The organism is Colwellia sp. MT41 (assembly GCF_001444365.1).
In the GTDB taxonomy this organism is placed as follows: domain Bacteria; phylum Pseudomonadota; class Gammaproteobacteria; order Enterobacterales; family Alteromonadaceae; genus Colwellia; species Colwellia marinimaniae.
The window spans coordinates 3294212-3307824 of the sequence record NZ_CP013145.1 but is presented as its reverse complement, the minus strand read 5'-3'; the positions used below and the strand labels follow the sequence as shown (position 1 = coordinate 3307824).

The window sequence follows — 13613 nt, the reverse complement described above, 5'->3', positions numbered from 1 at the left end:
TCAAGCCGTTACGCCACAATTAAAATTAGTGATAGTAGAGCATTGTTGCCGCTAATTTTTGCATAATAGCATTTTAAAATAGGAATAGTATGGCCGTTTATTTTTCGATTATTTTAGTGATAATTACTGGGTTAACAGGAGTCGTTTGGTTTGCTGATAAGTTTTACTTAGCGCCACAGCGTAAGCTCAAAGCTGCTGCCGCTGAGGTTTCAGCAAAAGAAATATCCGCTGCTGAGTTAACTCCTCAGGCATTAGCTACCTTAACAGAGCCATCACCCTTAGTTGATACAGCGATACAAATTTTTCCGGTAATAGCCTTTGTTTTAATTTTACGCTCTTTTATATACGAACCATTTCAAATACCCTCTGGCTCAATGATGCCAACCTTACTTGATGGTGATTTTATTCTAGTGAATAAATTCAATTATGGCTTGAAAGATCCGGTGTTAAGACATAAGTTTATTGAAAACGGTCTTCCTGAACATGGTGACGTTGTGGTGTTTAAATATCCACAAGACCCTAGGGTTGACTATATTAAGCGAGTGATTGGTTTACCAGGTGATCGTATTATTTTCCGAAATAAATTACTTTATATTAAGCGCGCCTGTCAAGAAACTGATGCCAAGTGCCCTGAATTTGAACAAATAGAGCAAACTTTTATTGGTAAATATGACGGGCCAGATGCTGAGTTTGGCATGAATGAATTTACCGCGAAAATGTTGAATAAAAGTCACCAGGTATTAAATGACAGTCAGACCTTAGCCCGAGTTAGCCATTACTTCCAGCAGCCAGGGACCGCAGCGGATGAGTTTTTAGTGCCGGCGAAGCATTACTTTGTCATGGGTGATAACCGTGATAATTCCTTAGATGGACGTTTTTGGGGCTTTGTCCCTGAAGAAAACCTTGTCGGTGAGGCTGTTGCTATTTGGATGAGTTTTGATTTTGATCGCAGCGAAGACAGCTTTTTACCGCAATGGTTGCCTACCGGTATTCGTTTTGAACGCATAGGCGCTATCATTTAACATGGCTATTTTTTTTACCTGGCATATAGAGTTATATCGTGAAAATTAATCCTCGTAATCTTGCTCGATTAGCCAAAAAGCTTGGTTATGAATTTAATGAATCGACATTGTTGGTGCAAGCACTTACTCACCGTAGCGCCAAAGGACCTCATAATGAAAGACTGGAGTTCCTTGGGGACTCTATCTTAGGCTTTGTTATTGCAGAGGCACTTTTTGATAAATTCCCCAAGCAGGACGAGGGTGACTTAACTCGGATGCGCTCTAGTTTAGTAAGGGGCGTCACTTTAGCTGAAGTGGCTCGAGAATTTAATTTGGGCGAATACCTAATACTCGGTCCAGGAGAGTTGAAAAGTGGCGGACATCGTCGTGAGTCTATTTTAGAGGATGCCATAGAAGCCATCATTGGTGCTGTTTACCTTGATTCTACTATCGATCGCTGTAAAACACTTATATTAAGTTGGTTTGATAGTCGCTTGGCGGTAATTAAACCTGGTAATGAACAAAAAGATCCTAAAACGCGCTTGCAAGAATTTCTACAAGGTAGAAAAATTCCATTACCCAGTTATGATGTAATTGATACTACAGGACAGTCCCATAACCAAGAGTTTACCGTTCGTTGTCAAACGTCAGTGATCAGCGAAGAGGTTGTCGCCAAAGGAACTAGCCGTAGAAAAGCAGAGCAAGCCGCTGCTCAGCAAATACTTGCATTGATTGAACAAGCTAACGAGGTAAAAAATAGCACATTAAAACAAGCCAAATTAGCAAATATCCGACATACTAAAAGTAACCCAGTAAAAAAATAAGCACGAGAAAAATAAATTATGCACAACGATACCTCAGCTACCTACGCAGGCTTAATTGCTATTGTCGGTCGCCCCAATGTTGGTAAATCAACATTATTAAATGCCATGTTAGGGCAAAAAATCAGTATTACTTCTAAAAAACCACAAACGACTCGTCATCGTATTTTAGGCATATTGACTGAAGAAAATAGGCAAGCAATATTAGTAGATACCCCAGGTTTACATACCGAAGAAAAACGTGCCATCAATAGGTTAATGAACCGTGCAGCTAGTAGTACCATTGCAGAAGTTGAATTAATAGTATTCCTAGTTGAAGGAACGCATTGGACTCAAGACGATGAACTGGTACTAACTAAAGTCAAACAAAGTGGTTCTCCTTGTATATTGGTTGTTAATAAAATTGATAACATCGCGGACAAAGATGATTTATTACCTCATCTGAAGAAGCTAGGAGCGATGCACGAATTTAGGGATATTGTGCCTATCTCTGCAAGTAAGGGACAGGGTGTTGATACCATTCGCCAATTATGTTTAACCTCGTTAGGTAAAAGTGATTTTTGGTTCCCAGCAGATCACATCACCGATCGATCTAGCCGTTTTATGGCTTCTGAAATCATTCGTGAAAAACTTATCCGTTTTACCGGTGATGAATTGCCATATTCTATTACGGTAGAGATAGAGCAATTTAAGGTGGATCAGAAAGGAATTATCCATATAAACGCGTTGATCTTAGTTGAACGTGAGACCCAAAAACGTATGGTCATTGGTAATAAAGGTGAACGCTTGAAAACCATAGGTCAGGAAGCTAGACGTGATATGGAAAGTTTATTTGATAGTAAGGTATATCTTGAGACTTGGGTGAAAGTAAAATCTGGATGGGCAGATGATGAACGAGCATTACGCAGCTTAGGTTATGGTGATGATTACACGGGTTAATTGGAATGTGGTAGATGATTGAACAAAAAGCATTTGTTTTACATAGTCGACCATATCGTGAAAATCAGCTGTTAGTTGATTTATTAACTGAGCAAGATGGTAAAGTGACGGCATTGGTCTACGTTGGCCAATCTAAGCGTTCGATAAAAAAAGGCTTAATTCAGCCTTTTTTACCGCTAAGATTGACATTGAAAGGTCAAGGTAACGTTAAGCTAATCACCCAAATTGATGCCATTGCCAAATCATTTTCGCTGATAAAACATAGCCTGTTTAGTTCTTTTTATCTTAACGAATTGTTGATTCGTCTGTTAACAGAGCACATAGCTTGTCCGCAGCTATTCTGTCAATATCAAGCTACTTTGACCGCCCTATCTCAAGAAGAAGCCATCGCACCACCATTACGCTTATTTGAACTGGCGCTGCTGGAAGAGTTAGGGCTATCATTTGACTTTAGCCCTGTATTTGAGCACGATGTTAGTCACTTTCATTATATCGACGAGCAAGGTTTTGTCCCTGTCTATGGAGCTATGCCTAAACAAAGTGCTCAATGCTTTGATAAAATCCATTTACAAGCAATTGCTCAGCGCGACGCATTATGTAATACCAGTGTACCAGCAGAGGTTAGCTATACCTTTAAGTTGTTAATGCGGCAGGTTATTAACCAGTTACTTGGCAATAAACCATTAAATAGCCGAAAACTTTTTGCTAACAAAAAATAAATTTTAGCTATTTATATCGTCAGAAAATATCAAAAAAAACAAAAAGAGAATAAAATGACTGAATTATTATTAGGTGTAAACGTTGACCATATCGCCACATTAAGACAGGCTCGCGGTACTAGTTATCCTGATCCTGTTTATGCCGCTAGTGTGGCAGAACATGCGGGAGCAGATGGTATTACTGTCCATTTACGTGAAGATAGGCGCCATATTCAAGACAGAGATATTCATGTCTTAAAGCAGACCTTAGATACCCGGATGAACTTCGAAATGGCTGTTACTGATGAAATGATTGCTATTGCCTGTGAAGTTCAGCCAGCATTTTGTTGCTTAGTACCAGAAAAGCGTGCAGAGCTTACCACCGAAGGCGGCTTAGATGTTGTTGGGCAATTAGATAAAGTTACTAAGGCAACGGCACAGTTATCTGCAGCTGGCATAATGGTCAGCTTATTTATCGATGCCGATAAAGCACAAATTGATGCTGCTGTTGCTAGTAAAGCTCCTTATATAGAGATTCATACGGGGCACTATGCTGATCTCACCTCACCAGATGAGCAGCAGATAGAACTTGAACGTTTAACGGCAGGTATTAAGTATGCACATAGCTTAGGCTTAAAAGTAAATGCGGGTCATGGCTTGAATTATTTTAATGTTAAGCCTATTGCTGCCATTAAAGAAATTATTGAACTAAATATTGGCCATGCCATTATTGCTCGTGCAGTTATCGATGGCTTAGATAAAGCGGTACGTGATATGAAGCAACTTATGCTGGAGGCTAGGGCACCGATTCGTTAGGTTAGTTACTTATTTGCAAGGGTTGCAGTGAGGTATATTTTTGTCATTTATTTTGTTTGTTGAAATTATAAGCTACACTTTAATGGATAGAGTGCGGGAAGGGATTCAACATGAAAATAAGTGAGGATAAGTGATGCAAACACAGATGAAACCAATGCTTGAGCGTAGAAAGGAAGCTCCAGAGCAGTCAGTTTGGTGGAATAAATTATCCTTAGCGCAAAAATTCTCTGCGAGTAGTTTAGGAAAATTTGGCTATGAAATTACCTTTGTTCGTAATGATGAGGGTCATAGCTTAGCGGTAATGCAGTGCAATGGTGGCGTTGCGGTTATTTCAGAAGATGGAGATATAGATACCTCACCAAAAATCGCTATCCGCTAGTGATCCGTTAGCCATTGCCGATTATCCAGTTAGCAATAACCTCGCTAGCAAGAGGCTAAGCAATAAGAGCTAAGTAGTAACAATCAAGTCACCCCCTAAAAAAGCAACAAATATTGTTGTTTTTTAATGAGCTAAAAAAGTTAATGGCTGTTAACACTCATTTGTTTTAGTGCTTCAGGCACAGCAAGTAAAACTTGTTCTATATGATCAAAAAACTCTAAAAACTCAGGTTCAAGTTCTTCTAAGCCTATGCCCATTTTCAACTGTGTTTCTAAATGCGCGGTGATTTTTGCTAAACTTGGTGCACCAGTATAACAACAAGCGCCGTTGAGTTTATGGACTAAACGCTTAAGTAGAGCGATATCTTGTGCAGCAATAGCTTGATGAATATCTTGTTGAATTTGCGGTAAGCTCTCGATTAACCCTAAAAACATTTCTTTAGCTAAGTCAGCTTTATTAGCACTGCGCTTTAACGCCAAAGGCCAATCAATGACTTTTGAAAAATTTTCAACCTCGGCCAATCTGCTACTGGTGATAAGGGGGGCAGCTGAGCTTACTAAGTGGTTGAAGTCACAATACTCATAGATTATATGACGCAACATTGCTTCATCTATTGGTTTAGTCATATAGGCATTGAAGCCTTGTTGCTGCATTTTCTCCCTTTCACCACTTAACGCATGAGCAGTAACGGCAATAATTGGTGTGTTACTGTGGCCAGGTAAGATTTTAATCTCTTTAAGTGCGCTAATACCGTCTAATATCGGCATTTGTATATCCATAAAAATAAGCGCAAAAGTTTCTGATTTACAAAGCTCGATGGCTGACATGCCATTGTCGGTAACCACCACTTCAGCAACTTGCTCTAATAATAAGGCTTTAATTAGTTTCAGGTTGGCTTCATTATCATCAACCGCCAAGACCTTAATGGGTAATATTTTTCCTATAGGTGCAGCAAGGGTAAGTTTTTGTGATTCAGCTTTTATCATCGGCTGTAATCCTTTACTCAAACTACTTGATGTTAGCGGTTTGCTCATACAGCTAATAGCACCACAGGCAATGAGCGCCTCCGGTAAACTAGGCGAGTGATTATTTAATGCCAGATGTATATTACTGGTGATGGGTTGTAATTCTGTAATGGTTTTCTTCAAGTCACTTAAGGCTGTAGCTGCCTGGTTATGGCCGATAAGTGCATAGTCAAAGCCTCGTTGTGTTTCTTTACTGTGAGAAATCACTTGAGATAATTGATGTTTGTTAGTCACACTAGTAACGTTCATCTGCCAGTGCTTTAATATATTCTTAGTCGCTTCTCTGCTGTGATCGTTTTCTTCATAGTAGAGCAGGGTCTTATTTGCTAAATGCTTATTGTCCAACTCTAGTATTAATGGCATAGCATTTACTTCACATTGAAAAGTAAACCAAAAACTGGATCCTTGATTTTTTTCACTGGTAAAACCTATATCGCCAAGCATCTCTTGTGCGAGTCGTTGACAAATCACTAGGCCTAAACCTGTGCCGCCGTATAAACGAGTAATGCTCTGATCAGCTTGGGTAAAGGCATCAAAAATTGTTCTTTGTTGCTTGCTAGTCATACCAATGCCAGTGTCATTGACGATAATTTTTAATTTGATATTCTTTTGGTTCTCTTCTTCATAGACTATATCGACATTAACTGAGCCTTGTGGGGTGAATTTTATCGCATTACTAATTAAGTTAGTGATAATTTGTTTAATCCGCATCGTATCACCGACCAGTGAATCGGGTATTTCTTGGGGAATATTTATTGATAGCTCAATATTTTTCTTATGAGCTGATGGGGCTAGTAAGGTGAGTGTTTCCTCAAGAGACTCTCGTAACGAAAAAGGAATGTTTTCAATAACCATTTTCCCGGCATCGAGCTTAGAGAAATCGAGAATATCATTAATAATGGTTAATAAATTGTTTGCTGAGCGATCAATGGTTTGTAAATAATCCCGCTGATTTTCAGTCAAGGGGGTTTTTAGCACTTGCCGAGTAAAGCCAATAACTCCATTTAGTGGTGTACGTAACTCATGACTCATGTTGGCTAAAAATTCAGATTTTACCCTATTAGCATCTTGAGCCTTACGTTTAGCAATGCTGAGTTCTACGTTTTGTATTTCAAATTGCTCTAAACTTTCCCGTAGATCTATGGTGGCTTGATCTATACTGGCGTTCATCTCGTTTTGGTAGTTATCAAGAGACTGCGCCATGGCATTAATACCATTTTTTAAAAAGTTAAGTTCGCCAATGAGTTGACCACTTACTCTGCTATCTAATTTCCCTTCTCTAATACGCTCAATTGCTTGCACCATAGAGTTTATTGGCTTAGTTACTTTTTTAATGAGTCTCAGGGCAAATATTGCGCTGAGTAAAGAGCCAAGTAAAGCAAGTGCAAACGCTACTATAAATTGGCTTTGCTGTTGGAAATTGAGCTGACTCTTATCAATTTGCATAGCAATGTAACCAACGGGGGAAGGTCTTGCGCTATTGTGTGTGGGGTTAGGGGGGAAGTTTTTATTTACTAGAGGGTTATAGTTTTCATCAATGATAGGCGTTCTAAAGATAATATAGTCGTCAATGTTTTGCATACTGGTGTGACTTGGCAGCTTTTCCCCGGCATTTAATCTCATTAAATGGGTATCGCCACGATAGGCACTAGCGACAAAAACTTGATTATCTGCGGTAAAAATAACAATGCTGTTGACTATGTTTGATTGACTTCGGTGCGTAAACCCTATTAGTTGGCGAAGCTTATCTCTGTTTTTATTAAGTAAAGGGCCTTTACTGGCAATAGCTATCGGTTCAATGATGCTTTTAGCACGTTGTTCAAGGATGTCATTAAGTTCTACTGAGCGGCTATAAGAAAAATAACTAGCTAAACCAAAACTGATTAACGTTGTCGGGAGAATAGTGAGTATGATAACCCAGTCTTTCAGGCTTATTTTATGCATTTTTAGTTGAACTTTTTTTGTCAATTTAGGGTAAAATACTCGTTGAAATAATTAACTATCTAATCGATTATCCAAGTTAACATAAATAATCTCATAAGCGGCTATAAATTAATAGTATAGATGGCTAAGCTCCTGCTGAAATAGATATATTGGTAATAAAGTAAGCGTTAGTTCTAGGGTGAAAATGGCAAATTTTTTTAAAGCAACAGTTAAACCACAAACGTGCAATCAGCGCTTGACCGTTAGTATTGAAAAGCTCGATATAAATGGTGTCGGTGTTGCCCGTTGGCAAAATAAACCGGTATTTATAGCTGGAGCTTTACCCAATGAAGTGGTCGATGTGAAAATTATCGAACAAAAAAGCAAATATGCTCGCGCTAAACTCATTGCTATTGGCAAGCAAAGCGAGCATAGGGTCGAGCCTCAGTGTCAGCACTTTGGTGTGTGTGGTGGCTGTGATCTGCAAATGCTTGATATAACAGAGCAACTGCGGTTCAAACAAGATAAAGTCAGCGAGCTTTTTTCTCGCTTTTTTAGCAGCCAAGATAACGTGGTAAAAGTTGACGGCAAAGACTTACCTTGGCAAGCGCCGATAAAAAGTAGCCCTTGGCATTATCGGCGTAAAGCCCGTATAGGTGTTCAATTTGATAAAAAATCCCACGCAACTATCGGCTTTAGACAAAAATCCACCAATCAATTAGCCGCAATCAAGTCATGCCCGGTCTTAGTTGAGCCACTTAATGACATTTTTCCCTTGCTAAAAAAGTTATTGGCACAACTTACCGTAAAATCTGCCATAGGTCATATAGAAGTCATTCAAGCGGATATACTTGAAAAACACTTACCCGAGCTAAGACAAAAAGATAAGCAAGTAGTGCTGGTTATTCGACAACTAAAGCCAATGAATGCTACGGATATCGAGCTTTGGCAATCGTATGCGCAGCAATATGGTTGGCATGTCATTATTGATGATGGTAACCAGCAAGTGCGGTTGGCGGGTAGCAAAGAGAATAGCTCTGCGGTATTTTCATATACATTAGCCGATAAAAATAAAATTTATTTTGCCAGTAGTGATTTTATTCAAATTAACCATCAGGTTAATAATGCCATGATCAGTCAAGCCTTAGCTTGGTTAAATATTTTACCTAGTGATAAGGTGCTGGACTTATTTTGTGGTCTCGGAAATTTTAGCCTAGCGCTGGCAAAATACGCAAAACTGCTTGTTGGTGTTGAGGGTGTACAAGTGATGGTTGATAAAGCCAGTCATAATGCTCAAGTCAATGGTCTTGATAATTGTCAGTTTTATCAGGCAGATTTGAACAGTCATTGGTTATTAGCATCGTGGGCTAATGGACAAGTGTTTGATAAGGTGCTGCTTGATCCAGCAAGAGCAGGAGCAGAGCAAGCAGTAAGTCAAATTGCTAAACTACAAATACCTAGCGTCTTATATGTCAGCTGTGATCCGGCAACCTTAGCAAGAGATAGCGCAATTCTTATTGCTCATGGCTACAAGCTTGAAAAAATATCACTGATAGACATGTTTGCTCAAACAAAGCATGTTGAGACTATGGTCTTGTTTACTCATAGTATTTAGCATTTAAGATCATCAAAATATGTATTAGCTAACATTAAGTTAACTTTCAAAGACAAAGGAATAGCTATGGTTTCCGTGCGTAAATCTCATCAAATAGCAGAGCAAAGTTTTGAACAATGGCTAACCAACTTAGCGTTAACCGAGGTAAAGGCCAAGGCTTTGTCTGTTTTATGGTTGCAAATCTGTAACTTTTATCAGCATGACAGTGCGGTAAAGTTCGACTTGCAACATAAAAGCATGGAAATGGTGGAAATATTAAGTGGTTTGAACCTAGATGCTGACTCGTTAGTAGCGGCTTTTATCTCCCCCTTATTAGAGCATAATATTATTTCCATAGATTATGTCAAAGAGCACTTATCTAAAGACATATTAATGCTTTGCCAAGGTGTCGAACAGATGGCGGCCATTAAAGCGCTGCGCCAACAAAGTCATAAAGCCCTTGGCTCTACCCCACAGAATATAGATAATATTCGCCGTATGTTGTTGGCTATGGTGGATGATGTGCGTGCTGTGGTGATCAAATTAGCGGAACGGCTATGCGACTTACGGGCAAAGAAAAATAGTGATGAAGAAACGCGTGTGTTAGCGGCAAAAGAGAGTGCTAATATCTACGCGCCACTAGCCAACCGCTTAGGCATAGGCCAATTAAAGTGGGAACTTGAAGATATTTCATTTCGTTACCTGCACCCGCAGGTCTATAAAAAAATTGCTAAGCTTTTAGATGAAACTCGACTAGAGCGAGAGCAATATATGGCTAGTTTTGTTGGTCAGTTAAAGAGTGAACTTAATGCCTTAGCTATTAAAGGGGACGTTTTTGGCCGTCCTAAACACATCTACAGCATTTGGAAAAAAATGCAGCAAAAATCATTAGGTTTTGAACAGCTCTTTGATGTGCGAGCTGTGCGTGTGGTGGTCGAAAAAGTACAAGATTGTTATTCTGCCTTGGGTATTGTCCATACCCAATGGCCACACCTAGCCAAAGAATTTTCAGATTATGTGGCTACCCCAAAAGCCAATGGCTATCAATCAATACATACTGTGGTGTTAGGGCCAACAGGTAAGTCGGTAGAAGTACAAATCAGAACCAAGCAAATGGATGATGACGCCGAACTTGGTGTTGCGGCGCATTGGCGTTATAAAGAAGGCACGGCCAGCGGTAAAAATAATAGTTTTGATGATAAAATTGGTTGGTTACGAAAGATTTTGCAGTGGCAAGATGATGTTAGCGAAAGTGGTGAATTACTTGATGAGTTACGCAGTCAGGTGTTTGAAGACCGGATTTATGTTTTCACCCCAAGTGGTGACGTTATCGATTTACCTATGGGGGCAACGCCATTAGATTTTGCTTATTACATCCATTCCAATGTTGGTCATTGTTGTATTGGCGCTAAAGTATTTGGTAAAATAGTGCCTTTTACCCATCAGTTACAAACGGGTGATCAGGTAGAGATATTAACCAGTAAACAGCCAAATCCGAGTAGAGACTGGCTTAACCCTAATTTAAATTATATCTACTCTTCGCGCGCGCGCGCTAAAGTTCAGCACTTTTTTAAATTGCTTGATAGGGATAAGTATATTGCTCAGGGCAAAGAGTTATTTGACAGTGAAATAGCTAAATATGATTTAGCCACTATAGACTTATTAGCGGCAGCAAAACGCTTTAATATGAAAACTATAGATGATCTTTATGTTGCACTAGCTACAGGTAACGCCAGATTACAGCAAGTTATTAATCACTTTACTCAGCTTGATAGTAAATTAAAACCTCAAGCTGAAATAGACCCACAAAGTTTAGTAAAACAAAGTCCAACCAGTAAAACATTAGCGCAAGATGATAATGGCATAACCGTTTCTGGCGTCGGTAACCTACTCACTCATATGGCGAAGTGCTGTCAGCCCGTACCAGGTGACACCATCTTGGGCTTTATCACGCAAGGCCGAGGTATTTCAGTACATCGACAAGATTGTGAGCAACTTGCCAATGCTCTTAGTTTGCAAGCTGAGCGGTTAGTTGAAGTGCAGTGGGGCAATGCACATAAACAAAGTTATCAAGCCACGGCACAAATTATTGGTAGTGATAGACAAGGTTTATTACGTGATATTTCCACCATTATTGCCAATGAAAAAGTAAGCATTATAGGCATGGAAAGTCATACCGATAAAGCCAAGCAGACCATGAGTATGAAGCTAAAATTGGAAGTGGAAAATAGTGAGTTATTGCTGCGTGTTCTCGATAAATTACGGCAATTAGATGATGTAAGCCAGGTGAGACGGCTGTAATTATAGTGCACTAATATGGCTCAAGCCTGTGTGATGCATAATGTAAATAAAGCGAAAATAACAAGCGGAATAAAATGTTAAAAGAACAAGCCTCAATAGAAAAGTTACGTTGGATCATGTCGCAACTGCGCGATCCTATTACAGGGTGTCCGTGGGATCTTAAGCAGGATTTTGCTTCAATAACCAGTCATACCCTAGAAGAGGCTTATGAGGTAGTTGATGCTATTGAACAAGGTGACTTTGTTGAGTTGGAAAAGGAGCTAGGCGACTTACTCTTTCAGGTGATTTTTTATAGTCAGTTAGGTCAAGAACAGCAGTATTTTGACTTTGATAGTGTTATAGCCGCCATTTGTGAAAAACTTATTCGCCGCCACCCCCATGTGTTTGCTCAGGCGAATTTTCACAGCGATGCTGAAATAAAAGCCAATTGGGAAAATGAAAAAATACTCGAAAGGCAGCAAAAAAGTCAGCGGGAAATGGCGAATACAACGGATAAGCAAAACTTGAGCCTTTTAGCTGATATCCCGAAAAACTTACCGGCTTTATCTCAGGCAGCAAAGATTCAAAAACGTTGCGCACATGTCGGCTTTGATTGGCATAACATCAACGATGTGTTTGCTAAAATTGAAGAAGAAGTACAAGAAGTTAAAGACGAGTTAGAGGCCAAGTCACTGAATAAGAAAGCGCTCGCCGAAGAGTTAGGAGACTTAATGTTTGCAGTAGTAAATTTATGTCGTCATGCCAAAGAAGATCCCGAAACACTACTTCGCCATGCGAATAAAAAGTTTACTAAACGCTTTCATGGCGTGGAGGCACAAGTACATCAATCGGGTAAAAGTTTTACTGAACATGACTTAGCTGAATTAGAAAATTATTGGCAACAAGTAAAAAACCAGGAAAGAAAGGCATCATGATAGGTAACGGCTATAAAACGCTATAATAATTTTATGAGCAAACGTATGAACAAAAACAAAGAACAAAGCCCACCTCACGTTACCATTGCTTTAACTAACCCAAAAAGCCCAACCAATGTTGGCGCGGTAATGCGTGCTGCTGGTTGTTATCAAGTTGATCAAGTGCTTTATACCGGCAGACGATATGAGCAAGCAGCTAAATATAATAAAGGTGCTTTAAAAACTGATACTAAAAATGCTCAGGGGAAAATTCCTCTATTAGGTGTTGAGGATTTTATAAATATTAAAGACTTACTGGAAAATATCTCATCGACGACTAAAATCATATGTGTTGACTTAGTGGAAGGCGCTACACCCTTGCCACACTTTATTCATCCACCCCAGGCAGTATACATATTTGGTCCTGAGGATGGCACAATAAAGCAACAAGTCATCGATTGTGCTGATGAAGTTGTCTATGTTCCTACTATTGGTTGTATGAACCTAGCGGCCTCGGTTAACGTGTTGCTTTATGATAGGTTAGCCAAATCTAGTGCTATGCAAGAAAACCATGGCCAAGCGGATGATGTGCTAATTCGTCAAAGTCGTGATACTAACAACAAGGTGAAAGTTAATACTAACACCGGCAACTAATACCTGAAATAGGGAGTATTCATACATGGAAAGAGTGATTATTACTGAGCGAGAAATAAGTAAAGACGCAAAATTCAATGTCAGTTCCTGTCCTGTTTCACCATCAGTGCAGAGTAAAGCCAAGATTATCTTGTTGAAAGTCACCGGAGTATTTTGTGTTGGTTTAGCTATATTAGGTGCGGTATTACCTGTGCTACCAACAACTGTTTTTCTGATCATGGCGGCGGCCTGTTTTGCCAAATCTTCACCTCGAATGCAAAAAAAATTACTGGCAAATAAAACCTTTGGGCCATTAATTCATGATTGGCAAAAATATCGCAGTATTCCTAGAAAAGCGAAACGTATTGCCTTATTAAGTATTATTTTATCTGTGTGCTGGTCGGCCTTAATGTTACAAAGCGCGCTATTAACCGGACTGGTTGTGGCATTGGTTATTGGGCCGTTTATTTTTTTAGTGCGCTTACCTCTAAGTAAATAGGTAAGCTGAACTCTGAGTAGTTGGTGCTTATCTCAGTTCAGCTTAGGCATAAAGCATAGCAGAGAAGTGTGCCGACTCTCTGCTCTAAGAT

At 39.5% G+C, this 13613-nt stretch carries 12 protein-coding genes; 11 read left to right on the top strand and 1 reads right to left on the bottom strand.

All coding sequences use genetic code 11. The features are described from left to right. Positions 1 to 89: 89 nt before the first annotated feature. The 6 genes from lepB to CMT41_RS14045 all read left to right on the top strand — a co-directional run bounded on the left by lepB (position 90) and on the right by CMT41_RS14045 (position 4654). On the top strand, positions 90 to 1022 hold the full coding sequence (lepB, locus tag CMT41_RS14070) for a signal peptidase I (protein ID WP_058027629.1): 933 nt from the start codon (positions 90 to 92) through the stop codon (positions 1020 to 1022). Positions 1023 to 1060: 38 nt separating this feature from the next. Next, positions 1061 to 1825 (top strand): ribonuclease III, encoded by a 765-nt coding sequence (gene rnc, locus CMT41_RS14065; RefSeq protein ID WP_057181921.1) that lies wholly within the window; start codon positions 1061 to 1063, stop codon positions 1823 to 1825. Between the two features lie 18 nt (positions 1826 to 1843). Continuing rightward, positions 1844 to 2761 (top strand): GTPase Era, encoded by a 918-nt coding sequence (gene era / locus CMT41_RS14060; protein ID WP_058027628.1) that lies wholly within the window; start codon positions 1844 to 1846, stop codon positions 2759 to 2761. 14 nt (positions 2762 to 2775) lie between these two features. Then, positions 2776 to 3480, top strand: coding sequence for a DNA repair protein RecO (gene recO / locus CMT41_RS14055; RefSeq protein WP_058027627.1), 705 nt, complete (start codon positions 2776 to 2778; stop codon positions 3478 to 3480). 54 nt (positions 3481 to 3534) lie between these two features. After that, positions 3535 to 4275, top strand: a complete 741-nt coding sequence (gene pdxJ, locus CMT41_RS14050; RefSeq protein WP_058027626.1) for a pyridoxine 5'-phosphate synthase — start codon at positions 3535 to 3537, stop codon at positions 4273 to 4275. A 133-nt stretch (positions 4276 to 4408) separates the two neighbouring features. Next, on the top strand, positions 4409 to 4654 hold the full coding sequence (locus CMT41_RS14045; protein ID WP_057181913.1) for a hypothetical protein: 246 nt from the start codon (positions 4409 to 4411) through the stop codon (positions 4652 to 4654). 140 nt (positions 4655 to 4794) lie between these two features. Here the strand turns inward: CMT41_RS14045 and barA are convergent, their stop codons facing one another. Further along, positions 4795 to 7623, bottom strand: a complete 2829-nt coding sequence (gene barA / locus CMT41_RS14040) for a two-component sensor histidine kinase BarA (RefSeq protein ID WP_058027625.1) — start codon at positions 7621 to 7623, stop codon at positions 4795 to 4797. A gap of 184 nt (positions 7624 to 7807) precedes the next feature. Between barA and rlmD the strand changes: the two genes are divergently transcribed. The 5 genes from rlmD to CMT41_RS14015 all read left to right on the top strand — a co-directional run bounded on the left by rlmD (position 7808) and on the right by CMT41_RS14015 (position 13522). Then, positions 7808 to 9217, top strand: a complete 1410-nt coding sequence (gene rlmD / locus CMT41_RS14035; protein ID WP_057181909.1) for a 23S rRNA (uracil(1939)-C(5))-methyltransferase RlmD — start codon at positions 7808 to 7810, stop codon at positions 9215 to 9217. 66 nt (positions 9218 to 9283) lie between these two features. After that, a complete protein-coding gene (relA, locus tag CMT41_RS14030; RefSeq protein WP_058027624.1) occupies positions 9284 to 11497 on the top strand; it encodes a GTP diphosphokinase in 2214 nt (737 codons plus the stop codon). A gap of 74 nt (positions 11498 to 11571) precedes the next feature. Beyond that, on the top strand, positions 11572 to 12411 hold the full coding sequence (gene mazG, locus CMT41_RS14025) for a nucleoside triphosphate pyrophosphohydrolase (protein ID WP_058027623.1): 840 nt from the start codon (positions 11572 to 11574) through the stop codon (positions 12409 to 12411). Positions 12412 to 12456: 45 nt separating this feature from the next. Then, positions 12457 to 13044, top strand: a complete 588-nt coding sequence (locus CMT41_RS14020) for an RNA methyltransferase (protein ID WP_057182114.1) — start codon at positions 12457 to 12459, stop codon at positions 13042 to 13044. A 25-nt stretch (positions 13045 to 13069) separates the two neighbouring features. Next, positions 13070 to 13522, top strand: coding sequence for a YbaN family protein (locus CMT41_RS14015; RefSeq protein ID WP_082606568.1), 453 nt, complete (start codon positions 13070 to 13072; stop codon positions 13520 to 13522). Positions 13523 to 13613 lie beyond the last annotated feature (91 nt).

Coding starts and splice junctions, on each gene's coding strand:
- pdxJ (WP_058027626.1), top strand. CDS start 3,535: ATGACTGAATTATTATTAGGTGTAAACGTTGACCATATCGCCACATTA.
- CMT41_RS14015 (WP_082606568.1), top strand. CDS start 13,070: ATGGAAAGAGTGATTATTACTGAGCGAGAAATAAGTAAAGACGCAAAA.
- recO (WP_058027627.1), top strand. CDS start 2,776: ATGATTGAACAAAAAGCATTTGTTTTACATAGTCGACCATATCGTGAA.
- barA (WP_058027625.1), bottom strand. CDS start 7,623: ATGCATAAAATAAGCCTGAAAGACTGGGTTATCATACTCACTATTCTC.
- CMT41_RS14020 (WP_057182114.1), top strand. CDS start 12,457: ATGAACAAAAACAAAGAACAAAGCCCACCTCACGTTACCATTGCTTTA.
- lepB (WP_058027629.1), top strand. CDS start 90: ATGGCCGTTTATTTTTCGATTATTTTAGTGATAATTACTGGGTTAACA.
- mazG (WP_058027623.1), top strand. CDS start 11,572: ATGTTAAAAGAACAAGCCTCAATAGAAAAGTTACGTTGGATCATGTCG.
- rlmD (WP_057181909.1), top strand. CDS start 7,808: ATGGCAAATTTTTTTAAAGCAACAGTTAAACCACAAACGTGCAATCAG.
- relA (WP_058027624.1), top strand. CDS start 9,284: ATGGTTTCCGTGCGTAAATCTCATCAAATAGCAGAGCAAAGTTTTGAA.
- CMT41_RS14045 (WP_057181913.1), top strand. CDS start 4,409: ATGCAAACACAGATGAAACCAATGCTTGAGCGTAGAAAGGAAGCTCCA.
- era (WP_058027628.1), top strand. CDS start 1,844: ATGCACAACGATACCTCAGCTACCTACGCAGGCTTAATTGCTATTGTC.